Genomic DNA, 24,299 nt, shown 5'->3' with positions numbered 1-24,299 from the left:
CTATGTACCTGTAATGAAGATGTAAAAGTTATGGGAGGCCATCATGCCTCTGGGTAATTCTAGTCCAGTGTGCTGCCTGGCGCCGATTCCGCCGGCCACATTGAAGCCCCGTTGGACAGTGAGTCTCGACACCCACGGGCCCCGGGCATCCACGGTCCAGGTACGGAGCACGACGCCGGCGCCGCCGCTTTCGGCCTACCGGACAGTTTCCGCGGGTTAAACAAGGAAGAGCCCGTACCAGCACTGGTACGGGCTCAACCTGTATTCAAATATTGTCCGGCGGTGACCTACTCTCCCACATCCTCCCGGATGCAGTACCATCGGCGCTGTGGGTCTTAGCTTCCGGGTTCGGAATGGGACCGGGCGTTTCCCCCACGCTATGACCGCCGTAACCCTTCCACCCGCACCACACACCCGAAACCAACAGGGCATGCGTGGGGAAAACAATGGTTACAACACGTCCCGAAACCACCTCGCAAGGAGGGGTGCCGGCAGTGCGGTAAATATTGGTGAACCCGCCCCCCGGACAAGGAGGCGTGATTCGGTCTTCGTTCCTGGTGCAACAACCAACGGTTGTTGTCCGGGAACCACATAGTGGACGCAAGCAGCATGATCTACAACACCCTTTATACTTTGACGGACCGTTTGAAGTCGTGTCCGTCCAGGTGCTGGTGTGGTGTAAGTTATCGGCCTATTAGTACCGGTCAGCTTCACGGGTCTTTAGTCCCCGCTTCCACATCCGGCCTATCAACCCAGTGGTCTGGCTGGGGGCCTCTCACACACAAGGTGTATGGAAATCTCATCTCGAAGCGGGCTTCCCGCTTAGATGCTTTCAGCGGTTATCCCATCCGAACGTAGCTAATCAGCGGTGCACTTGGCAGTACAACTGACACACCAGAGGTTCGTCCGTCCCGGTCCTCTCGTACTAAGGACAGCCCTTCTCAAATTTCCTGCGCGCGCAGCGGATAGGGACCGAACTGTCTCACGACGTTCTAAACCCAGCTCGCGTACCGCTTTAATGGGCGAACAGCCCAACCCTTGGGACCTACTCCAGCCCCAGGATGCGACGAGCCGACATCGAGGTGCCAAACCATGCCGTCGATATGGACTCTTGGGCAAGATCAGCCTGTTATCCCGAGGTACCTTTTATCCGTTGAGCGACGGCCATTCCACAATGTACCGCCGGATCACTAGTCCCGACTTTCGTCCCTGCTCGAGATGTCTCTCTCACAGTCAAGCTCCCTTGTGCACTTACACTCGACACCTGATTGCCAACCAGGCTGAGGGAACCTTTGGGCGCCTCCGTTACTCTTTAGGAGGCAACCGCCCCAGTTAAACTACCCATCAGGCACTGTCCCTGACCCGGATTACGGGCCGAAGTTAGATATCCAGTATGACCAGAGTGGTATTTCAACGATGACTCCACCCGAACTGGCGTCCGGGTCTCACAGTCTCCCACCTATCCTACACAAGCCACACCGAACACCAATACCAAACTATAGTAAAGGTCTCGGGGTCTTTCCGTCCTGCTGCGCGTAACGAGCATCTTTACTCGTACTGCAATTTCGCCGAGTTTATGGTTGAGACAGCGGGGAAGTCGTTACTCCATTCGTGCAGGTCGGAACTTACCCGACAAGGAATTTCGCTACCTTAGGATGGTTATAGTTACCACCGCCGTTTACTGGGGCTTAAATTCCCAGCTTCGCCCGTAAGGGCTAACCGGTCCTCTTAACCTTCCAGCACCGGGCAGGAGTCAGTCCGTATACATCGTCTTGCGACTTCGCACGGACCTGTGTTTTTAGTAAACAGTCGCTTCCCCCTGGTCTCTGCGGCCCCGATCCCCTCCGGACAGCAAGTGTCCATCAAGGTTGGGGCCCCCCTTCTCCCGAAGTTACGGGGGCATTTTGCCGAGTTCCTTAACCATAATTCTCTCGATCGCCTTAGTATTCTCTACCTGATCACCTGTGTCGGTTTGGGGTACGGGCGGCTGGAACCTCGCGCCGATGCTTTTCTAGGCAGCATAGGATCACCGGATCCCCCCGTGAGGGGGTCCCGTCGGATCTCAGGTTCGTCATCAAAGACACCGTGACGGATTTACCTATCACGGACCCTACGTCCTTAGACCAGGTCTACCATCGCCTGGCCCGGCTACCTTCCTGCGTCACACCTGTTAATACGCTTACCTCCCAGGATCAGGTCCCGTGCTCGGCCAAAACCCTCACACCACAAGGGTGATCGGGCAGGCTCCGGACGGTTAGTGTCCCCTGCTTGGTATGGGCGGTTCTTCGCCGGTACGGGAATATCAACCCGTTGTCCATCGACTACGCCTGTCGGCCTCGCCTTAGGTCCCGACTTACCCAGGGCAGATTAGCTTGACCCTGGAACCCTTGATCATTCGGCGGACGGGTTTCTCACCCGTCTTTCGCTACTCATGCCTGCATTCTCACTCGTGTAGGCTCCACCACTGGTTTACACCGCAGCTTCACTGCCCACACGACGCTCCCCTACCACTCCAGACGACTGAACCACGAAGGCTTATCTATATCTGAAATCCACAACTTCGGCGGTGTACTTGAGCCCCGCTACATTGTCGGCGCGGAATCACTTGACCAGTGAGCTATTACGCACTCTTTCAAGGGTGGCTGCTTCTAAGCCAACCTCCTGGTTGTCTGGGCAACTCCACATCCTTTCCCACTTAGCACACGCTTAGGGGCCTTAGTTGGTGGTCTGGGCTGTTTCCCTCTCGACTATGAAGCTTATCCCCCACAGTCTCACTGCTGCGCTCTCACTTACCGGCATTCGGAGTTTGGCTGACGTCAGTAACCTTGTAGGGCCCATTAGCCATCCAGTAGCTCTACCTCCGGTAAGAAACACGCAACGCTGCACCTAAATGCATTTCGGGGAGAACCAGCTATCACGGAGTTTGATTGGCCTTTCACCCCTACCCACAGCTCATCCCCTCCATTTTCAACTGAAGTGGGTTCGGTCCTCCACGACGTCTTACCGTCGCTTCAACCTGGCCATGGGTAGATCACTCCGCTTCGGGTCTAGATCACGCCACTGCATCGCCCTATTCAGACTCGCTTTCGCTACGGCTTCCCCTCACGGGTTAACCTCGCGACGTAACACTAACTCGCAGGCTCATTCTTCAAAAGGCACGCTGTCACAGCAATCAGAGCTGCTCCAACGGTTTGTAGGCACACGGTTTCAGGTACTATTTCACTCCCCTCCCGGGGTACTTTTCACCTTTCCCTCACGGTACTTGTCCGCTATCGGTCATCAGGGAGTATTTAGGCTTACCAGGTGGTCCTGGCAGATTCGCACGGGATTTCTCGGGCCCCGTGCTACTTGGGATCCTCTCCAAGCGGCAGCATGCATTCCGGTTACGGGGCTAACACCCTCTACGGCCCGGCTTTCAAACCGGTTCACCTATACATCTGCACTCACTTCACCGATCCGGCAGAATCGGTACGGAAAGTCCCGCAACCCCAGTGATGCAACGCCCGCCGGCTATCACACACCACTGGTTTAGCCTCTTCCGCGTTCGCTCGCCACTACTAACGGAATCACTGTTGTTTTCTCTTCCTGTGGGTACTGAGATGTTTCACTTCCCCACGTTCCCTCCACGCACCCTATGTGTTCAGATGCGGGTCACCCGGTCACTCGCGCGCCGGGCGGGGTTTCCCCATTCGGACATCCTGGGATCAAAGTTCGGTTATCAACTCCCCCAGGCTTATCGCAGATTCCTACGTCCTTCTTCGGCTCCTGATGCCAAGGCATCCACCGTGTGCCCTTAAAAACTTGACCACAAAGATCAATTTATTATCGCTATCGAGAAAACCACGGTCTCACCAGGCACCCTTTGACAGGCACCCGGATCTACCAGGTTTTTCTGAAATTGCACTTAATATTTTAAGATGCTCGCGTCCACTATGTAGTTCTCAAACAACAACCCCGTCACACCCATCCCCGCACCCGACCACCCCGCAAAGGGCTGTCAGCGACACGGTTCCGGCCTGCGCAGGAACAAACAGAAACAAACCAGTCAACCCGCAGAACCACCCCCCGAAAGGGAGAAGAACACGGGTGCCTGTTGCTTCAGGACCCAACAGTGTGCCAAACGACTAACCGGACTTACCAGGGCCGCAGCGGATGTTCCAGGAACCTCCCCGAAGGAAGGAACGTACTGATCCATTACGGCCGGCATGCCGGCGCCTATCCATTGATATTCCACCCTTGAGCACCCACCGGAGAACATATGTCTCCGATATGGGCATCTCCTGCAAAGCACACATCCAACACTGTGGAAGGACATGGTCTTCGAGGTGCTCCTTAGAAAGGAGGTGATCCAGCCGCACCTTCCGGTACGGCTACCTTGTTACGACTTAGTCCCAATCGCCGGTCCCACCTTCGACGGCTCCCTCCCACAAGGGGTTAGGCCACCGGCTTCGGGTGTTACCAACTTTCGTGACTTGACGGGCGGTGTGTACAAGGCCCGGGAACGTATTCACCGCAGCGTTGCTGATCTGCGATTACTAGCGACTCCAACTTCATGAGGTCGAGTTGCAGACCTCAATCCGAACTGAGACCGGCTTTTTGGGATTAGCTCCACCTCACAGTATCGCAACCCTTTGTACCGGCCATTGTAGCATGCGTGAAGCCCAAGACATAAGGGGCATGATGATTTGACGTCGTCCCCACCTTCCTCCGAGTTGACCCCGGCAGTCTCCTATGAGTCCCCGCCATAACGCGCTGGCAACATAGAACGAGGGTTGCGCTCGTTGCGGGACTTAACCCAACATCTCACGACACGAGCTGACGACAACCATGCACCACCTGTAAACCGGCCACAAGTGGGGGACCTGTTTCCAGGCCTTTCCGGTTCATGTCAAGCCTTGGTAAGGTTCTTCGCGTTGCATCGAATTAATCCGCATGCTCCGCCGCTTGTGCGGGCCCCCGTCAATTCCTTTGAGTTTTAGCCTTGCGGCCGTACTCCCCAGGCGGGGCACTTAATGCGTTAGCTACGGCGCGGAAAACGTGGAATGTCCCCCACACCTAGTGCCCAACGTTTACGGCATGGACTACCAGGGTATCTAATCCTGTTCGCTCCCCATGCTTTCGCTCCTCAGCGTCAGTTAATGCCCAGAGACCTGCCTTCGCCATCGGTGTTCCTCCTGATATCTGCGCATTTCACCGCTACACCAGGAATTCCAGTCTCCCCTACATCACTCTAGTCTGCCCGTACCCACTGCAGACCCGGGGTTGAGCCCCGGGCTTTCACAGCAGACGCGACAAACCGCCTACGAGCTCTTTACGCCCAATAATTCCGGATAACGCTTGCGCCCTACGTATTACCGCGGCTGCTGGCACGTAGTTAGCCGGCGCTTCTTCTGCAGGTACCGTCACTTTCGCTTCTTCCCTGCTGAAAGAGGTTTACAACCCGAAGGCATTCGTCCCTCACGCGGCGTCGCTGCATCAGGCTTCCGCCCATTGTGCAATATTCCCCACTGCTGCCTCCCGTAGGAGTCTGGGCCGTGTCTCAGTCCCAGTGTGGCCGGTCACCCTCTCAGGCCGGCTACCCGTCGTCGCCTTGGTGGGCCATTACCCCAACCAACAAGCTGATAGGCCGCGAGTCCATCCAAAACCGCATAAAGCTTTCCACGGACCGCCATGCGGTGGTCCGTTGTATCCGGTATTAGACCCGGTTTCCCAGGCTTATCCCGAAGTCAGGGGCAGGTTACTCACGTGTTACTCACCCGTTCGCCACTAATCATTCTGTGCAAGCACAGAAGTCATCGTTCGACTTGCATGTGTTAAGCACGCCGCCAGCGTTCATCCTGAGCCAGGATCAAACTCTCCGTAAATGTGTTACAGACACAGCACCCGAGCCAAGGAAAATTGGCTGCAGGCACTGCACTAAATTCGAAACCGGCTAAAAAAACCGTCCCATACCCACGGGGTGGGCGGAAACGGCCTGTTCAACCAATCAAAATAAATTGGTATCAATAAACTTGGCACACTATTGAGTTCTCAAACAACAGACGCAATCCGAAAATACTCGGGAAAACAATTGTTTTCCTTTTCTTCTTCGCTGCAATGTTTTATATCTTATTCCATTCCGGCGTTATTTGCAATTCGCGGTTTCCCTTGTCGGGAACCCGTGAAAGGCGTTTTCCGCCGTTCCGGACCCAGCATCAACCGGAGTCTTTTCCACCGGCCCCGCGAAGGGCGCGCACTGGTTGGACTCTGTTTTTTGTTGGGGTTTGGCCGCCATGCTCGGGCGCTTTTCCAGCGTCCCGGCCGCGGCGACTCATGTAACTCTACACATCGCTTCCGGTCCTTGCAAACCGGATTGAAGTGATCCGCCGCACAAGCTTCCACACCCCATATCCAGGGCCGGCAGCCTCGCCTTTGACCGGCGAGGACTGCCCCCAAGTCCTGCAGGGTTTCGCCGAAGCGGCCCCCTTGCTTCCCTGGAAGTCTCCTATGGAAGTCCCCCCGTGGAAGTCCCCCCGTGGAAGTCCCCCGTGGAAGCCCTCCCCTAAGGAAGCATTAAAACTATACGGCGGAGACCTCAACGCTTGCAAGGGTCCGCTTTCCACGCCGGAGTACCAGGTACCGGCCGTGCAGCAGGTCCTTCGAATCCACTACGGCGTCGGCGTCGGTGACCTTGTTGTTGTTCACGTAGGCACCGCCCTCGGACACCGTGCGGCGTGCTTCGGACTTGGTCTTGGAAAGCTCCGATGCAACAAGCAGGTCGATGATGCCCAGCGAATCCGGGGACACCACGGCCGTCGGCAGCTGTTCCGTCGCAGCCTTCAAGGTGGCTTCGTCGAGCTCGGTCAGGTCCCCCTGCCCGAACAGTGCGGCAGAAGCAGCGATGGCCTTGTCGGTTGCCTCGGTTCCGTGAATCAGTGAAGTCACGTCGTAGGCCAGGGCCCGCTGCGCTTCCCGCTTATGCGGCGCTTCCTTCACGGCACGCGCCAGCTCTTCGATCCGTGCCCGGCTCATGAAGGTGAAGACCTTGAGCCGGTCAACCACGTCGGTATCGGAGGTGTTGAGCCAGAACTGGTACATGGCGTACGGGCTGGTCATGTTGCCGTCCAGCCAGACCGCATTGCCTTCGCTCTTGCCGAACTTGGTGCCGTCACTGTTGGTGATCAGCGGGGTGCCCAGTGCGTGGACCGTCTTGCCCTCCACCTTGCGCACCAGTTCGGTGCCGCTGGTGAGGTTGCCCCACTGGTCGGACCCGCCGGTCTCGAGCACGCAGTTGTACTGGCGGAAGAGCTCGAGGTAGTCCATGCCCTGCAGGACCTGGTAGCTGAACTCCGCGTAGCTGATGCCTTCATCGGAGTTCAGGCGCGAGGAGACGATTTCCTTCTTGATCATCGTGCCCACCCGGAAGTGCTTGCCGACGTCGCGCAGGAAATCGATGGCGCTCATCGGAGCGGTCCAGTCGAGGTTGTTCACCATACGGGCGGCGTTGTCGCCCTCGAAGCTAAGGAAGCGCTGCACCTGTCCCTGGAGGTACCCGACCCACTCGCCAACGGTTTCCTTGGTATTCATGGTGCGTTCCGCCGTCGGGCGCGGATCTCCGACCAGTCCGGTGGAACCGCCGACCAGGGCCAGCGGCCGGTGGCCGGCAAGCTGCAGGCGCCGCATGGTGAGCAGCTGCACCAGGTTGCCAAGGTGCAGGCTCGGTGCCGTCGGGTCGAAGCCGCAGTAATACGTGATCGGTCCCCCGGCGAGGAGTTTTTCCAGTTCCGCCTCATCGGTGGAGACGTGCACAAGGCCTCGCCACTGGAGTTCCTGCCAGATGTTGGCGAAGGAGGAATCATTCTGCTGGGCGCCGAGGCCCTCGGGGTTCACGATATTGTCTGACACGCCTTCTAAATTATCAGTCTTCGGGAATGCCTGCCGGGATCCCGTTTGCAGCGATCAGGCGCAGCCGCTGCGTGGGGCGGGTCATGGCAACGTACAGGTCCCCGACCTTGCCGGCTGCTGCGGTGAGCAGTTCGGACGGTTCCAGGATGACGACGCCGTCGAACTCCAGGCCCTTCGCCTCGCGCGGCGAGGTCACCACGATGTCCTGCTCCAGGCCGCCGGCGCCGGATCCCACGCGGGCTCCGTACACCCCGGCCAGCGCGCGGCGGACCGCGGAGAGCCGGTGGTCCTCGGCGATGACGGCGAGCAGGCCGCCGTCGAGTGCGTCCAGGTCCTCGGGCAGGGTGTCCAGCAGGCGCTGGATCTGGCCGCCCTCGGGCACTTCGTCAATGAACGGCGCCCAGCGGCCTTCCCGCACGGCCTTCGGCGCGGACACCACGAGGCCGGCGGCGTTGGCCATGCGCACCGCTGCCTCGGCGATCTGCGCCGGGGTGCGGTAATTCACGGTGAGCTCTTCGAGCGTCCAGCGCTCCCCCACGAACGGATCCAGTGCCGCCTGCCATGACGTTGCCCCGGCAGCCGAGCTGGTCTGGGCAATGTCGCCCACCACGGTGAAGGACTTCAGCGGGCAGCGGCGCATCAGCAGCCGCCACTGCATGGCGGACAGCTCCTGCGCTTCATCGACCACGATGTGCCCGAAGGCCCAGGTGCGGTCGACGGCGGCACGGTCGGCAGCGGTCAGGCGCTGCTCCCCCACCGCGTTGTGGTCTGCCAGGTCTTCCGCGGACAGGATGCCGTGGGCGCCGGAGTCCTCGAGGAAGCCCTCCGTATTGGCAATGGCGCTTTCGGCATTGGCGAGGTCGCGCTTGCGCTGTTCCTCACGGAGTGCGTTCTCGCGGCCGGCGGAGGCGTCAAGCTCGCCGAGGAGTTCGGCGGCTTCGTCCAGCAGCGGCACATCGGATTCGGTCCACGGCGCATCGGGGCTGCGGCGCAGCAGGTCCAGCTCCGCGTCGGAGAGGTCCGGGGCGGCCGCTTCCAGGTGTCCGGGCTTGCTGTACAGCTCGCTGATGAGTTTTTCCGGGGTCAGCGGCATCCAGCACAGGTTCAGCGCCACGCGCACGTCGCGGGCACTGCGGACGTCCTCCGCGAGGTAGGCCCGGTCGGTGCTGTTCCCGGCGCCGGCCGATTCCTCAAGCTGTTCGGTCAGCTGCTCGGTCAGTTCGCGCAGCAGGATCTTCACGAAGGTGACGCGGGCTTCGTTGTGCGGCTTGCCGGTGGCGCGGGCCTTGTCACGGGCGCGCTGCACCTGCTTGGGGGTCAGCGTGAGGATGGTGCCTTCGACGTTCAGCTTCCGCGGACCGGCGGGCAGCCGCTGCCGGTTGGCAACCGCACGCGCGACGACGTCGGCCATGTACAGCCGCCCCTTGACCTCGGCCGTGGCCGGGTCCTCTTCATGCGCGGCGGTGATGCCGGGCATCAACTGGCCCAGGCTGGACATCACGACGCCGGTCTCGCCCAGGGAGGGCAGCACGCGTTCGATGTACCGGATGAAGGCATTGGACGGCCCCACCAGCAGCACACCGGCGGACTTCAGCCGTTCCCGGTGGGTGTAGAGCAGGTACGCGGCGCGGTGCAGCGCCACGGCGGTCTTGCCGGTACCGGGGCCGCCCTGGACCACCAGGGTGCCGGACAGCGGAGCCCGGATGATGCGGTCCTGTTCCGCCTGGATGGTGCCGACGATGTCGGACATCTGCCCGGTCCGCTTGGAGTTCAACGCCGCGAGCAGCGCACCTTCGCCCTGGAGGGCTTCGCCTTCTTCCAGCATGGAGTAGTCCAGCACGTCATCCTCGATGGCCTGCACGTCGCGGCCCTTCAGGATCAGGTGCCGGCGGCGTCGTACGCCCTGGCGCTCGAAAGCGGTTGCCTGGTAGAACGTACCGGCTTCGGGGGCGCGCCAATCGACCATCAGGCGCTGCAGCTCCGCCGTCGAAAGGCCGATGCGCCCGATGTAGCGTTCCTCGCCGTCGTCGAGGTCCAGCCGGCCGAAAACGAGCCGGTCGTCGACGGCGTTCAGCTGCGCCAGGCGGTCCTCGTACATGGTGGCAAAGGCGTCCCGCTCGGAACGGTTCTGGTGCGAACCCGAGGCGTGGCTGCGCCGGATTGCGGCCAGCTGTTCCCGCTTTTCCTCACGCAGCTCATCGAGGCGTGAGTACAGTCCGGCGACGTACTGACGCTCGTGTTCCAGCTCGTTCGAAGCTGAAGGTGTTTCAGGCATGTTCGCGTTCCCTCTCGCAAAGGCAGAGCGTCAATCTTACAGTGCATTTGGACTTTTGCAGGTCCCTAATGTATGCGGTTTCTCTCTCAGCTGCTGCCTGCGAGGAACGCGTGTCGTGCGGGCCCTTCCCCTCGTTGAGGGGACGGGCCTAGTAGCGGATCAGAGCGGTAACCGGGGTGTCGCCGAGGCGGTCCCTGCCGCCGAGGTCGCCCAGTTCCAGCACGACGCCGAATCCGGCCACTTCCGCGCCTGCCTTGCGGATCAGGCGCGCTGCGGCACCGAGGGTTCCACCGGTGGCCAGCACGTCGTCAAGGATCAGGACGCGCGAGCCCACGGGCATGTCGTCGCGGTGCAGTTCCAGGGTGCTCTCGCCGTACTCCATCGAGTAGCTTTCGGAGAACACTTCGCGGGGCAGCTTACCGGGCTTGCGCACGGTGATGACTCCCTTGCCGGAAGCGTAGGCAGCGGCGGCGGCAAGCAGGAAGCCGCGTGCTTCCACCCCTGCCACGAAATCGAACTGTCCCTCGAAGGGGGCAATGAGGGCATCTACTACGCGCCGGAGGGCGGGCCCGTCAGCAAAGACCGGGGTCAGATCCCGGAAAACGATCCCGGGCTTGGGGTAATCAGGGATTACAGCGCCCAGGCGTTCGATGGTTTGATCAATGGACTCGTGGTTATCCGGTTCTGCCGGGGCATCTTTCACCCGTCTACCTTACCCGTTCCACCCGGTTTGACCGGAGCCGCACGGGCTCCTGTGGCACTTCTCTCCCGGGCTATCCGGCGCTGTCGGTCCGGGCCGGCGGAGGAATAAAGGGTCGCCGGCTGCGGTTGCCATCTCTCGGCCCCTTCGCACGGGACCGGAACCTACCCGCACAACAGTCAAGGACTGCACCACATATGGCTAACCTGCACGACGTGCTCAAGAACAAGATCGGCTTCGGCACAGCTCCCCTGGGAAACATGTTCCGCGACATTCCCCAGGAAGAGGCGCTGGCAACGGTTGAAGCGGCCTGGAACGCAGGCATCCGCTACTTCGACACCGCTCCCTTCTACGGAGTCGGCCTGGCGGAATCCCGCCTGGGCGAGGTCCTCTCGCAGCACAACCGCGATGAATATGTGCTTAGCACCAAAGTAGGACGGCTGATCCTGGATGAGGAAGAAGAAAAGGGCTCCGGCCTCTTCACCCACGGGCGTTCAAACAAGATCGCCACGGATTACAGCACGGACGCCACGCTGCGGTCCATCGAGGAGAGCCTGAACCGGCTCAAGACGGACCGCCTGGACTTTGTGTTCATCCACGACACGTCCCGGGACTTCCTCGGTGATGAGTGGATCTCCAAGTTCGACGAGGCGCGGACCGGCGCGTTCCGGGTACTCGCCCGCCTGCAGGACGAGGGCGTCATCAACGGCTGGGGGCTGGGCGTCAACACCACCGAGCCCATCGAGCTGGCCATGGACATGGACGAGGCGGCGCCGACCATGAGCCTCTCCGCCACCCAGTACACCCTGCTGCAGCACGAGCGTGCGCTGCAGCGCATGATGCCCATGGCGCAGGAAAAGGGAGTGGGCATCGTCGTCGGCGGCCCCTTCAACTCCGGCGCCCTGCTGGGCGGCGACTACTTCGATTACGCCGAGATCCCTCCGCAGGTTAAGGCACGGATCGCCGAGCTGACCTCGGTTGCCTCTCGGCACGACGTGAGCCTGAAGGCCGCTGCCCTGCAGTTCTCCACTGCTCACCCCGCCGTGGCGGCGGTCATCCCGGGCTCCAGCCGGCCTGAACGCGTCGCGGAGGATATTGCGGCGATGAAGGCCCAGATTCCGGCTGCCTTCTGGGACGAGCTGCTGGAAAAGAAGCTCATTTCCGCGCAGGCACCGCTTCCTCGCTCCTAGCAGCAGCTTCGCAGAACGGCGTTCCGGGTAACAGTTACCCGGAACGCCGTTCTGCGTTTCACTGCCGCAGGGCCGCAGCTGCCGCGGACGCCGGCTGCCTGCGCGGCTGGGCGGGACGGTACTTGGACACTGTCGGGTCCCCGGTGAGCCAGTACCGCCACGGATATTCGTCCGAGCCGCCGGGGCCGCTGACTCCCACCCTCGGTCCGGTTGACAGGAGTTCCCCGCCCACCGGATCGGCGGGCAATGCCAGGTGCAGGGGGTGGGCGAACACATCCGCCCCGTCCAGCGGCCGGGAAATGCCCAGCGCCTGGGCAAGGCGTGCCGGACCGCGCGCCAGGTCCAGCGGGTTGCGCGGGTTTCCACGCCGCACGGCGGCGATGTCGGCCCCCTCGACGATCTCGCCGGCGCGCAGCAGCAGCCCGGTGGCATCGCCTTCCGTTCCGCAGACTATGTTGGCGCAGTAGTGCATGCCGTAGGTGAAGTACACATAGAGGTGTCCCGCCGGCCCGAACATGGTGGCGTTCCGTGCCGTCTGGCCGCGGAACGCGTGGGAGCCGGGATCGGCGTCGCCCATGTAGGCCTCCACCTCGGTGATCCGCACACTGACGCGTTCGCCGTCGACGTCGTGGGTCAGGACCGCACCCAACAGCTGGGGTGCGGCGGAGGTGGCCGGGACGGCAAGACGTTCTCGTTCACTCGCAAAAGCCATACTCCGACGGTAGCAAGGTTCATTGGGGAGATTTTCCGTGCTGCCGTTCAGCTGCTCCCGGCAGAGGCTCCGTAGAACTCCTTCAGGGCCGCCAGCCTGCGGGAGCTGGGATGCCAGGGGTTTCCGGCAACGTGGTCGCCGGCGGCGTCCAGTGCCTGGTGCCACGCGGCGAGCAGGGCGGCCGCCTCGTCTGATCCGCCGTTTCCGCCGCTCAGCGGTTGCCGGACGACGACGCGGGTCCGGCCGCCGTCGTCCGTGATGTCGACCTCGGCCTCCGCACCGATGCCGAGTTCCGACGTCGCACGGTCCAGTGCGCTGCCGACGTCGCCGGCGGCTGCGTTGAACCAGCGTTGGAAGACGATCCCGGCGGCATCCGTTTGCCCCATCGTGGGTGAGACGTCGAATTCCTCCGCGTACGCGTCGCGGAGGGCCTGCCACTGGTCCATGGACGCGCGGGCAGGTTCCCGGCCCGCGGCGACGTCGTCGAACACGTCCAGGATCCCCTGCCACCCTGCGGCGCCTTCGGTGAGGAAATCCGCACTGGGCTCATGCGTGCGGAACTGCAGCAGGGAACCGTCGGGGGTTTCCAGCACCTGCCAGTCGAGGACGGATTCATCCCCCAGCGGGTCCTCCCAGGTGAACTGCAGGCTTAGACCGGGACTCATCTGCAGTACGGTTCCGGTGACCTCCGCATTGCCCATGTCCAGCCGGTATTCCTTACCGAGCTGCCAGCCGGGAGTCACCGTGCCGAGCCACTGGGCCACCTTGTCCCCGTTGGTCAGCACCTCCCAGATGTAGCCCGCGGGAAAATCGAACAGGCGCTCAAAGACCAAGGTGTAGCCGTCGGGGCGGCGCTCGATTCTTCCGGCGGGAACCGGGGTTTCGAGGGGGCTGGACTCGGTCATGGCGCGTCCTCCTGGGGTTCTTCCAAGGGTAGCTTCGGCGGGGGCGCCGCCGGGAGGGGCGGACAGGTGGTCGAACCGAAAAGACGGGTATCCGGGGTGCCGGCTGGGAGCCGAGCGAGCCTCAGAAGACCATCCGGTGCCGGATGTGATGCCGGTCGGCACGTGCCTGCCAGAATTCGATCTCCCTCGGCTTCAGCGCATACAGCTGCCACTGCGGGTTCGCGCTCCCGCCCGATGCCGGCCTGGCATCCCAGTCAGCGGCCGAAGCCTGCCGGGAGAGTTCCACTACGGCTCCGGCCACTCGAATCTGGCGGCCAAGTTCCGGCCAGTAGAAGTTCATTGCCGCATTCGGGTTCTCGGCCAGCTCTCCGCCTTTGCGCGAGGTACGGGACGTGGCAAACTGCCAGCCGCCGTCGTCGTCAATGTCCTTGAGGATGAGCATCCGGGAGGAGACGTGCCCGCCTCCGTCGGCCGTGGCAAGGGAAAATGCATGCGGCTGCCTTACCCCGGCGGCCAGCGCATCGGAAAGCCACTGGCGGAAAAGCTCCGCGGGGTCCTGAGGCGCTGCGGCCGGATCGAAGTCGGGCAGATTCTCGGGAAAGTCCGGAAGGGCACGCAGCCGGGCCCGGAAGGAATCACTCATGCCGCCCAGCGTAGCTGTGTGCCGGTGCCGCTGCCCCGCAGCCCGGCACGAAAAAACGGACCCCGGGGAGGTGCACTCCATCGGGGTCCGTCTCAGGTCGGGCAGATTCAGCCTGCGTAGCCGCGCACGTCGCCGACCTGGCGGATCAGCTCCGCCAGCTGCAGCTCGACAGCGGACCGGGCGGTGCCGCCCTGGGAGCTGCGGCTGTCCAGGGAGCCTTCGGTGCTGAGCACGGTGCGTACCTCGGGCGTCAGGTGCGGCGAAATTCCGGCATAGTCTTCATCGGTCAGGTCCCAGAGTTCGACGCCGCGCCCCTCGGCCAGCTGCACCGCGGCTCCGGAGAGCTCATGCGCCTCACGGAAGGGCACACCCTGGCGGACCAGCCACTCGGCAATGTCGGTGGCCAGGGCAAAGCCCTGCGGTGCCAGGGACTGCATCCGCTCGGTGTTGAACTTCAGGGTCGCGATCATCCCGGATACCGCCGGAAGCAGTACCTCGAGGGTGTCGGCAGCATCGAAGACCGGTTCCTTGTCCTCCTGCAGGTCACGGTTGTAGGCCAGCGGAAGGCCCTTCAGGGTGGCCAGCAGCCCGGCAAGGTCGCCGATCAGCCGTCCGGCCTTGCCGCGGGCAAGTTCGGCAACATCGGGATTCTTCTTCTGCGGCATGATCGAGGACCCGGTGGAGTACGCGTCGTCGAGCGTTACGAAGGAAAACTCCTTCGTGGCCCACAGGATGATGTCTTCGCTGACGCGCGACAGGTCGACGCCGATCATGGCGGCCACCCAGGAGAATTCGGCGTACACGTCACGCGCGGCAGTCCCGTCCAGGGAGTTCCAGACAGCCGAATCGAACCCCAGGTCCTTCGCCACGGCATTCGGGTCAAGGCCCAGCGAGGAGCCGGCCAGGGCACCGGAACCGTAGGGAGACACTGCCGCACGCTTATCCCAGTCGGCCAGCCGCTGCACATCGCGCAGCAGGGACCAGGCGTGCGCCAGCAGGTGGTGGCTGAGCAGGATGGGCTGGGCATGCTGCAGGTGGGTGCGTCCGGGCATCGCCACTCCGAGGTGTGCCTGGGCCTGGCCCACCAGGGCGTCGATGACCGACAGCACGCCGGAGCCGATGATGCGGGCGTGGTCCCGCAGGTACATCCGGCCCAACGTGGCGATCTGGTCATTGCGGGACCGGCCGGCCCGGAGCTTTCCGCCCAGCTGGGTGCCGGCCCGTTCAATCAATCCGCGTTCCAGTGAACCGTGGACATCCTCGTCGGACGCCGCGGGCACGTAGGCACCCGACTTCACATCGGCGTCGAGCTGGTCCAGGGCCGCAAGCATCCCCTCCAACTCGCCGTCGTCGAGCAGGCCGGCCTTGTGCAGCACGCGGGCGTGGGCACGCGAGCCGGCAATGTCGTAGCCGGCAAGCCGCCAGTCGAAGTGGGTGGATTTGCTCAGCTCCGCAAGGGCGTCCGCAGGGCCGCCGGCGAACCGGCCGCCCCACAGGGCACCTTGGACGGTTGAACCGGAGGTCCCGGCACCCGCTGCTTCTTCTGGCGACTTGCCGTCTGTCATCTGCTTACTTACCTTCTGCTAGGCGCTGGTCGCGGCCGGAGGCCACCTTGGAGGACATCCCGAACAACTCGATGAAGCCGCGGGCCATCGACTGGTCGAAGCTGTCACCGGTGTCATAGGTGGCCAGGTTGAAGTCATACAGGGATGACTCGGAGCGGCGTCCCGTAACCACCGGGCGTCCGGCGTCGAGGGTCATGCGGATGTCGCCGGAGACGTACCGCTGGGTGTCGCCGATGAAGGCGTCCAGGGACTGCTTCAGCGGAGAGAACCACTGGCCGTCATAGACCAGCTCGGTCCAGCGCTGGCCGACCGTCTTCTTGAAGCGGGCCTGCTCGCGCTCCACAGTGACGTTTTCCAGCTCGCGGTGCGCAGCCATCAGCGCCATGGCGCCGGGGGCTTCGTAGATTTCGCGGCTCTTGATGCCCACGAGGCGGTCCTCGACAATGTCGATCCGGCCGATGCCCTGGGCGCCGGCGCGGCGGTTCATTTCCTCGATGGCCTGCAGCGGGGTGACCGGCTTGCCGTCAATCGCGACCGGCACGCCTTCCTTGAAGGTGATGACGACTTCATCCGGGGCGGAAGCCGACGCCGGATCGGAGGTGTACTCGTACACGTCCGGAGTGGGGCCGTTCCAGATGTCTTCGAGGAAGCCTGTCTCCACGGCACGTCCCCAGACGTTGGCGTCAATGGAGAAGGGGTTCTTCTTGGTGGTGACGATCGGCAGGTTCTTCTCCTCGGCGAAGGCGATGGCCTTGTCGCGGGTCAGGGCCAGGTCGCGGACCGGTGCGATGCACTTCAGGTCCGGGCCCAGGGTCTGGATGCCGACTTCGAAGCGCACCTGGTCGTTGCCCTTGCCGGTGCAGCCGTGGGAGACGGTGGTGGCACCGAACTGGCGGGCAGCGGCCACCAGGTGCTTCACAATGACGGGACGCGAGAGGGCCGAGACCAGCGGGTAGGCGTCCATGTAGAGGGCATTGGCCTTCAGTGCCGGCATGCAGTACTCGGTGGCGAATTCCTCGCGGGCGTCGGCCACGTAGGCTTCGACGGCGCCGCAGTCCAGGGCTCGCTGGCGGACGGTCTCCAGGGACTCGCCGCCCTGTCCTACGTCCACGGCAACGGCAATAACTTCAGCGCCGGTTGCCTCGGCAATCCAGCCGATGGCTACTGACGTATCCAAGCCACCGGAATAGGCCAGAACAATACGTTCGCTCACGGATTTCGCTCCTCTTGCATTGGTTGCGGTCCCATCGGGGCCGCTGGTTGGTTCAGGATGAAAGTCTTGGGTTGTGGTTCAACGGGCCGGGGACCGGTTACAGGATCCGGCTTTCGGGTGCGGAGCCGTTGTTGCTGGCTTCGTCTGCGATCCGCAGGAAGCGGGCCGCGAGGTCGGGGCCGCCCTCGGGGTCCCGGGTCACCATCATCACCGTGTCGTCGCCGGCGATGGTGCCCAGTACGGACGGCAGCACGGAATGGTCGATGGCCAGTGCCAGGAAGTTCGCGGCTCCGGGCGGAGTCCGCAGCACCACGATATTCGCTGACGCCTCGGCGGTAACCAGCAGTTCACCGCAGAGCCGGGCCAGCCGTGCGTCCAGCACTTCCTGGGTGACGCCGGACTTGGGCGCCCGTTCTCCGCCCTCGGACGGAACGGCATACACCAGGGCACCGTCCTTGCCGCGCATGCGCACGGCGCCGAGTTCCACCAGGTCGCGGGAGAGCGTCGCCTGCGTAACCTGCACGCCGTCGTCGGCCAGCAGTGCCGCGAGCTCGGCCTGGGAACGGATGGAAAGACCCGTCAGCAGGGTGCGGATACGCGCCTGGCGCGCCGTCTTCGTTGCCGGCATGGTCATGCCCGTGCCTCCGGAATTCCCGTGAGGCCGGAATGCGCCATAAGCCAGACCATCAGGGCCTTCTGCGCATGCAGCCGGTTCTCCGCTTCGTCCCAGACCACTGACTGCGGTCCGTCAAGCACGTCGGCGGAGATTTCGTAGCCGCGGTAGGCGGGCAGGCAATGGAGCACGACGGCGTCGTCCGCCGCCTGCGCCATCGCGTCGGCATCCACGGCGTAGCTGCGGAACAGCTCCTGCCGGGCGGCCTTTTCGGCTTCCTGCCCCATGGACACCCAGGTATCGGTGGCGACGACGTCGGCTCCGGCCAGCGCTTCGACGGCGTCGGTTGTGATGGTCACGGAGCCGCCGGTTTCTTCCGCACGGGCCGCAGCGGCGTCGACAATCCGGGGATCGGGCAGATAGCCCAGCGGACCGGCCACCCGGACGTGCATTCCGGCGGTCACACCGGCGAGCAGGTAGGAGTTGGCCATGTTGTTGGCGCAGTCACCGAGGTACGCCAGGGTGAGGCCGGCGAGCCTGCCCTTGTGCTCGCGGATGGTCATTAGGTCCGCCAGGAGCTGGCAGGGGTGGTAGTCGTCCGACAGCGCGTTGATGACCGGAACCGAGGAGTTGGCAGCCATTTCCTCCAGGCCGGCCTGCGCGTAGGTCCGCCAGACGATGGTGGAAACCATGCGTTCCAGCACCTTGGTGGTGTCCGCAACGCTCTCCTTGTGTCCCAGTTGGGACTCCCCCGCACCGATGATCAGCGGAACGCCGCCCAGGTCGGAGATGCCGGCCGCAAAGGACACCCGGGTCCGGGTGGAGGTCTTGTCGAAGATGACGGCCACGGTCTTGCGGCCGGTGGATTCGCCCGCGAACGGCTGGTGTTTGTAGCGGTCCTTCTTGAGCGCATCGGCCAGATCCAGGACTTCGGCCTGTTCCGCCTGCGTGAGGTCGGTGTCGACCAGGAAATGACGGGTCATGGTTTTCCTTCAGTGGTTGTGCCGGTGGCACCGGGTACAGAGTCTGGGGTGGTCTCGGCGGCGGGACCGGCGGCGGCGCTTCGGGCTGAGGCGGCACCAGAGGCCGTTCGCAGGATACCCGGTAGTGCGTCCAGGAAGGTGCCTGCCTGCTCCGGAGTGAGGATCAGCGGCGGGGCCAGCCGCAGCGTTGCCGGGCCGGTGCTGTTGATGATGTACCCCGCCTCCAGCGCAGCTGCGACCACGGCGGGAGCAACGTCGTCGACCAGGTCGAGGCCGATGAGGAGGCCCTCCCCGCGCACCTCGGCCACGAAGTCCAGAGCTGCCAGTTCCCGGCGCAGGTAGTCCCCGGTGCCGCGCACATTGGCCAGCACATCGGAGGATTCCAGCACGGAGAGGGTCGCCAGGGCTGCGGCGGCAGCCACGGGGTTCCCGCCGAAGGTGGTGCCGTGCATTCCGGCCGCCAGCAACCCGGAGGTCCGCTCGCCGAAGGTGATCATGGCGCCGACGGGGAAGCCGCCGCCGAGTCCCTTGGCCAGGGTCATGGCATCCGGAAGGACGCCTTCGGAGGCGAACCACTTGCCCGTCCGGCCAATGCCGGTCTGCACCTCGTCAATCACCAGCAGCGCGCCTGCGGCCCGGGTGGCCTCGCGGGCGGCCTGCAGGTAGCCCGCGGGAAGCATCCGCACTCCTGCCTCGCCCTGGATCGGTTCCAGGAAGACGGCGGCTACGGTCTCATCTACTGCGGCCAGCAGCGCATCGATGTCCCCGAACGGAAGGTGTTCCACTCCCCCGGGCAACGGTTCGAAGGGTTCCCGGTAGGCAGGTTTGGCCGTGAGGGCCAGCGCTCCCATGGTCCTGCCGTGGAATGCTCCTTCGAGCGCCAGGATCCGGGTGCGTCCGGCAGCGGGATCGGAGTTCCGCCGGGCCAGCTTGAAGGCTGCCTCGTTGGCTTCGGCACCGGAGTTCGCAAAGAACACCTTGGAACCCTGCGGAGCGTCGGCGAGCGCGAGCAGCCGTTCGGCCAGCTCCACCTGGGGAGGGCTGGTGAAGAAGTTGGACACGTGGCCAAGGGTGGCAAGCTGATCGGCCACCGCCGCCACGAGCGCCGGATGGGCGTGGCCCAGCGAATTGACCGCAATGCCGCCCAGCAAGTCGAGGTACCGCTTTCCATCGGCGTCTTCCACATAGCAGCCGCTCCCGCGGACGAGCGCCCGCTGCGGAGCACCGAAGACGCCCATCAGGGAGGAGCCATAGCGGTTCAGCCAGTCCTCCTGCGCATCTGGAGCTGCCATTCCGGGGATGGTGCCCTGGGTATCCGGGTTATGCATCTTCGTCCTCCGGTACTACCTGGGTGCCGATTCCGGCTTCGGTGAAGATTTCCAGCAGCATGGAGTGCGCCATCCGGCCGTCAACCACTGCGGCACGGTCAACACCGCCGTCTACGGCGGCGAGGCAGGCCTGCATCTTGGGGATCATGCCCGCTTCGAGGCCGGGCAGCATGGCCCGCAGTTCCCCGGCAGTCAGTGAGGAGATCAGCGAGGACTTGTCGGGCCAATCCCCGTAAAGGCCTTCCACATCTGTGAGGACCACCAGCCGCGAGGCACCCAGGGCTACGGCCAGGGCAGACGCGGCCGTATCGGCGTTGACGTTGAGCACCTGGCCGGTGGGGCCGCCGTCGGCGTTCACTTCCGGTGCCACGGTACTGATCACCGGGATCCGTCCGGCGGCAATGATGTCCAGGATCGCGCCGGGGTTGACCCCCGTCACTTCCCCGACCAGGCCGAGGTCCAGTTCCTCTCCGTCCACCACAACACCGGTCCGTACGGCCTCCAGCAGGCCGCCGTCCTCGCCGGAGAGTCCGACGGCGTAGGGGCCGTGCGCGTTAACGAGCCCGACGAGCTCGCGGCCCACCTGGCCGGTCAGGACCATGCGCACGGCGTCCATCGCCTCGGGTGTAGTCACCCGCAGTCCGCCGCGGAATTCGGAGGCAATACCGAGCCGGTCCAGCATGGCACTGATCTGCGGGCCGCCGCCGTGGACGACCACCGGGTGCACCCCGGCGTGATGGAGGAACACGATGTCCTCGGCAAACGCCCGCCGAAGGTCGTCGTTCACCATGGCGTTGCCGCCGTACTTGATGACCATGGTGGTGCCTGCAAAGCGCTGGATCCAGGGCAGCGCTTCGATCAGCGTTGCCGCTTTGTCCTGTGCCCGCAGCCGTTCGCCGGCTTCTGCTGGTGTGATCATGCCTGTCCCCCGGTCAGCTGCTGTACGCAGAGTTCTCGTGGACGTAATCCGTGGTGAGATCGTTCGTCCAGATGGTGGCGCTTTCCGTGCCCGCGTGCAGGTCGATTTCCACAGTCACGGCGCGCGGCGCCAGGTCCACGTCTTCCCGCGGATCTCCGATGCCGCCGTTCCGGCAGACCTGCACGCCGTTGATTACGACGTCGATCCGATCCGGTTCAAACGCCGCGTCGGTGGTGCCTACCGCGGACAGCACCCGGCCCCAGTTCGGGTCGTTGCCGAAAATGGCGGTCTTGAACAGATTGGAACGGGCGACGGCGCGGGCAGCTGTTTCCGCGTCGGCCACCGTGGCGGCGTTGACCGTGGTGATGGCGATGTCGTGGCTGGCGCCTTCGGCATCGGTGATCAGCTGCTGGGCGAGCGAGAAGCAGACCTCCGTGAGTCCGCCGGCGAAATCCCCTGCCTCGGGTGCCGCCCCTGAGGCACCGGACGCCATCAGGATCACGGTGTCGTTGGTGGACATGCAGCCGTCCGAATCGGTCCGGTCGAACGTCACCGCGGTTGCGGCCCGCAGTGCCGAGTCCAGGGCGGGTGCCGGGAGATCCGCGTCGGTGGTCAGAACCACCAGCATTGTGGCCAGTCCGGGGGCGAGCATTCCGGCTCCCTTGGCCATGCCGCCGATGCGGTAGGTCCGGCCCGCGCTGTCCGTGCCGGTGAAGACCGCCTGCTTGGCGACGCTGTCAGTGGTCATGATGGCATGCGCCGCGTCCGCTCCGGCGTCGGCAGACAGGATCCCGGCTGCCGCTTCGATGCCCGGAAGCAGTTTGCCCATGGGCAGCTGGACGCCGATCAGGCCGGTGGAGCAGACAAGCACGTCGGAAGCGCTGAGCCCCAGGAGTTCCGCGGTCTTTTCGGCGGTGGTGTGGGTGTTCCGGAATCCCTCGCTGCCGGTGCAGGCGTTGGCGCCGCCGGAGTTCAGGATGACGGCGTCTGCCCGTCCATCGGACACTGCCTGCCGGGACCACAGCACCGGAGCGGCCGCGATGCGGTTCCGGGTGAAGACGGCCGCGGCAGCCTTCGACGGACCGTCGTTGACAACCAGGGCGACGTCGCGTCCCCCGGAATCCTTCAAGCCTGCCGCCACACCCGCGGCACGGAAACCCGCCGGGGCGGTGATGCCCGTGACGGCGCCGGTGGTGCTGTCGGTGGTCAGTGATTCGGCGCTCATTACGGTGCCACTCCCTGCTGGGTCAGTCCCGCGGTTTCATCCAGGCCGAGGGCAATATTCATGGACTGCACGGCGCCGCCGGCTGTTCCCTTGTTGAGGTTGTCAATGACGCAGCTGACAATCACCCGGTTGGCGTGGGCGTCGTACGCCAGCTGCATCACGGCGTAGTTGGAGCCGACCACCATCTTGGTGGCGGGCCACTGGCCTTCCGGCAGCACCCGGACGAAATGTTCCGAAGCGTAGGCCTGCTCCCAGGCTGTGCGCAGGGCCGCAGGGTCGACGCCGGGGCGGACCTTCGCGGTGGCAGTGGTCAGGATGCCGCGGGCCATCGGAGCCAGCGTGGGCGTGAAGGACACGGCCACGGGCTCTCCGGCGGCGACGGAGAGGCCCTGCTCGATTTCAGGGGTGTGCCGGTGGGTGCCGCCCACGCCGTAGGGACTCATGCCGCCCAGGACTTCCGATCCCAGCAGGTGGGGCTTGGCGGCCTTGCCGGCGCCCGAGGTGCCGGAGGCCGACACGATGACGACATCCTGCGGCTCCAGCAGGCCGGCGGCAAAGCCGGGTGTCAGGGCGAGCAGGGAGCTTGTCGGGTAGCAGCCCGGAACGGCAATCCGGCGGGCCCCCTTGAGCCGGTCGCGGTGTCCGGGCAGTTCGGGCAGTCCGTAGGGCCAGGTTCCCGCGTGCGGAGAACCGTAGAACTTTTCCCAGGCCATGGGATCCTCGAGCCGGTGGTCGGCACCGGCGTCGATCACAAGGGTGTCCGGATCCAGCTGCGCGGCAATCCCCGCACTGGCGCCGTGCGGCAGGGCGAGGAAAACGACGTCGTGTCCCGCCAGCGTCTCGACGGTGGTGTCCTCCAGTACCCGGTCGGCGAGGGAATGCAGGTGCGGCTGCAGCTCCCCCAGCCGGCTGCCGGCGTTGCTGTGGGCCGTGATGGCACCGATGGATACCTCCGGGTGGCCGGCCAGCAGGCGCAGCACTTCGCCCCCGGCATAGCCGCTGGCGCCCGAGACTGCTACGGAAATCGTCATGCCCCCACCCTACAGCACACTTATGCACTGTCTCCAATATTTATGCAAACCGTATGATGGGGACCATATCGAGCCAGAACGTTCCAGCCAGCAAAAGAGGCCATGCCATGCACAAAGCCATTGTCGTCCCGCAGCCGGGCGGACCGGAAATCCTGCGCTATGAAGACGTTGACCTGCCGCAGCCCGGCCCGCGGCAGGTGCTGGTCAAGGTAGCCGCAACCGGCGTGAACTTCATCGACACCTATCAGCGTGCCGGCGTCTATCCCATGTCATATCCCTTCATACCCGGTTCGGAGGCCGCCGGGACCGTCGTGTCCGCCGGGCTTGAATCCGGCTTCCGGGAGGGTGACCGGGTAGCCACGGCGGAGGGCGGCGGGGCCTATGCGCAGTACATGCTGTTGGACGCGGACGTGGCGCTGCCGGTGCCCGCCGGCATCCGGGACGACACCGCGGCGGCGCTGCTACTGCAGGGGGTTACCGCGCATTACCTGTGCAACTCCACGTTTCCGGTGCAGGAAGGACAGACGGCGCTGGTGCATGCCGGTGCCGGCGGCGTCGGGCTGTTGCTGATCCAGTTGCTCAAGGCCAAGGGCGCGACGGTGATCACCACCGTATCCACCGAGGAGAAGGAGCTCCTTGCCCGCGGCGCCGGCGCCGACAATGTGCTGCGCTACGACGGTTTCACCGGGCAGGTGCGTGCCCTCACCGGCGGGCAGGGCGTGGACGTGGTGTACGACGGCGTCGGGCAGGCCACCTTCGACGGCTCGCTCGCCAGCCTGCGCACCCGGGGCATGATGGTGCTCTTCGGCGCCGCCTCCGGACAGGTCCCGCCCTTCGACATCCAGCGGCTGAACTCCTCCGGTTCCCTGTTCCTGACCCGGCCCACGATTGCGCATTACCTCCTCACACCCGAAGAACGCCGGTGGCGGGCCCGCGAACTGTTTGACGCGGTCCTGGCCGGGAACCTGGACGTGCGGATCGGACAGACCTATCCGCTGGCCGAGGCCTCCCGTGCGCACGCTGACCTTGAAGGGCGGAAGACCACCGGGAAGGTACTGCTGGTTCCGTGAGCCGGAAGCGACTCCGCCCGGTGCTGCCGGATCACCCCCGGTG

16 protein-coding genes and 3 rRNA genes are annotated in these 24,299 nt (G+C 64.1%); 2 read left to right on the top strand and 17 right to left on the bottom strand.

Annotated elements, in window-relative coordinates:
• Nucleotides 1–274: 274 nt before the first annotated feature.
• From rrf to N2L00_RS05780, 6 genes are all read right to left on the bottom strand, one after another.
• Nucleotides 275–391: ribosomal RNA gene (gene rrf / locus N2L00_RS05805) — 5S ribosomal RNA — on the bottom strand.
• Between the two features lie 282 nt (nucleotides 392–673).
• Nucleotides 674–3,807 (bottom strand): 23S ribosomal RNA (locus tag N2L00_RS05800).
• 529 nt (nucleotides 3,808–4,336) lie between these two features.
• Nucleotides 4,337–5,864, bottom strand: a 16S ribosomal RNA gene (locus tag N2L00_RS05795).
• The 16S, 23S and 5S rRNA genes sit together here, the layout of an rRNA operon.
• A gap of 694 nt (nucleotides 5,865–6,558) precedes the next feature.
• A complete protein-coding gene (tyrS, locus tag N2L00_RS05790) occupies nucleotides 6,559–7,884 on the bottom strand; it encodes a tyrosine--tRNA ligase (protein ID WP_255863317.1) in 1,326 nt (441 codons plus the stop codon).
• Between the two features lie 13 nt (nucleotides 7,885–7,897).
• Entirely contained in the window at nucleotides 7,898–10,159 is a 2,262-nt protein-coding gene (locus N2L00_RS05785; protein WP_255767236.1) for a UvrD-helicase domain-containing protein, read from the bottom strand.
• A 148-nt stretch (nucleotides 10,160–10,307) separates the two neighbouring features.
• Nucleotides 10,308–10,862, bottom strand: a complete 555-nt coding sequence (locus tag N2L00_RS05780; RefSeq protein ID WP_255863318.1) for an adenine phosphoribosyltransferase — start codon at nucleotides 10,860–10,862, stop codon at nucleotides 10,308–10,310.
• Between the two features lie 194 nt (nucleotides 10,863–11,056).
• Between N2L00_RS05780 and N2L00_RS05775 the strand changes: the two genes are divergently transcribed.
• A complete protein-coding gene (locus N2L00_RS05775) occupies nucleotides 11,057–12,049 on the top strand; it encodes an aldo/keto reductase (protein ID WP_255863320.1) in 993 nt (330 codons plus the stop codon).
• 58 nt (nucleotides 12,050–12,107) lie between these two features.
• Here the strand turns inward: N2L00_RS05775 and N2L00_RS05770 are convergent, their stop codons facing one another.
• From N2L00_RS05770 to argC, 11 genes are all read right to left on the bottom strand, one after another.
• A complete protein-coding gene (locus N2L00_RS05770; RefSeq protein ID WP_255767234.1) occupies nucleotides 12,108–12,761 on the bottom strand; it encodes a DNA-3-methyladenine glycosylase in 654 nt (217 codons plus the stop codon).
• A 47-nt stretch (nucleotides 12,762–12,808) separates the two neighbouring features.
• The gene (locus N2L00_RS05765; RefSeq protein WP_255863321.1) at nucleotides 12,809–13,666 is read right to left on the bottom strand and encodes an SRPBCC domain-containing protein; all 858 of its coding nucleotides are present in this window, start codon (nucleotides 13,664–13,666) and stop codon (nucleotides 12,809–12,811) included.
• Nucleotides 13,667–13,787: 121 nt separating this feature from the next.
• Complete coding sequence (locus N2L00_RS05760; protein WP_255863322.1) at nucleotides 13,788–14,309, bottom strand: pyridoxal 5'-phosphate synthase; 522 nt, start codon at nucleotides 14,307–14,309, stop codon at nucleotides 13,788–13,790.
• 107 nt (nucleotides 14,310–14,416) lie between these two features.
• Nucleotides 14,417–15,874, bottom strand: coding sequence for an argininosuccinate lyase (gene argH, locus N2L00_RS05755; protein ID WP_255863323.1), 1,458 nt, complete (start codon nucleotides 15,872–15,874; stop codon nucleotides 14,417–14,419).
• A 4-nt stretch (nucleotides 15,875–15,878) separates the two neighbouring features.
• On the bottom strand, nucleotides 15,879–17,087 hold the full coding sequence (locus N2L00_RS05750) for an argininosuccinate synthase (protein WP_255767230.1): 1,209 nt from the start codon (nucleotides 17,085–17,087) through the stop codon (nucleotides 15,879–15,881).
• A 97-nt stretch (nucleotides 17,088–17,184) separates the two neighbouring features.
• The gene (locus N2L00_RS05745; protein WP_227924562.1) at nucleotides 17,185–17,721 is read right to left on the bottom strand and encodes an arginine repressor; all 537 of its coding nucleotides are present in this window, start codon (nucleotides 17,719–17,721) and stop codon (nucleotides 17,185–17,187) included.
• The gene (gene argF, locus N2L00_RS05740) at nucleotides 17,718–18,683 is read right to left on the bottom strand and encodes an ornithine carbamoyltransferase (RefSeq protein WP_255863324.1); all 966 of its coding nucleotides are present in this window, start codon (nucleotides 18,681–18,683) and stop codon (nucleotides 17,718–17,720) included. The genes N2L00_RS05745 and argF overlap by 4 nt, the downstream gene beginning before the upstream one ends.
• Entirely contained in the window at nucleotides 18,680–19,975 is a 1,296-nt protein-coding gene (locus N2L00_RS05735; protein WP_255863325.1) for an acetylornithine transaminase, read from the bottom strand. The genes argF and N2L00_RS05735 overlap by 4 nt, the downstream gene beginning before the upstream one ends.
• 28 nt (nucleotides 19,976–20,003) lie before the next feature.
• Entirely contained in the window at nucleotides 20,004–20,930 is a 927-nt protein-coding gene (argB, locus tag N2L00_RS05730; RefSeq protein ID WP_255767227.1) for an acetylglutamate kinase, read from the bottom strand.
• A gap of 13 nt (nucleotides 20,931–20,943) precedes the next feature.
• A complete protein-coding gene (gene argJ, locus N2L00_RS05725) occupies nucleotides 20,944–22,155 on the bottom strand; it encodes a bifunctional glutamate N-acetyltransferase/amino-acid acetyltransferase ArgJ (protein ID WP_255863326.1) in 1,212 nt (403 codons plus the stop codon).
• A complete protein-coding gene (gene argC / locus N2L00_RS05720) occupies nucleotides 22,155–23,186 on the bottom strand; it encodes an N-acetyl-gamma-glutamyl-phosphate reductase (RefSeq protein WP_255863327.1) in 1,032 nt (343 codons plus the stop codon). Before argC ends, argJ begins: the two co-directional genes overlap by 1 nt.
• Nucleotides 23,187–23,293: 107 nt before the next feature.
• Here argC and N2L00_RS05715 point away from each other — a divergent pair, with 107 nt between their 5' ends.
• Nucleotides 23,294–24,256 (top strand): quinone oxidoreductase, encoded by a 963-nt coding sequence (locus tag N2L00_RS05715; RefSeq protein ID WP_255863328.1) that lies wholly within the window; start codon nucleotides 23,294–23,296, stop codon nucleotides 24,254–24,256.
• The last annotated feature ends 43 nt before the right edge of the window (nucleotides 24,257–24,299 follow it).

The sequence above is a fragment of the Arthrobacter sp. zg-Y1171 genome (assembly GCF_025244845.1).
Classification (GTDB): domain Bacteria; phylum Actinomycetota; class Actinomycetes; order Actinomycetales; family Micrococcaceae; genus Arthrobacter_B.
This window is presented reverse-complemented; position numbering and strand designations above follow the sequence as displayed.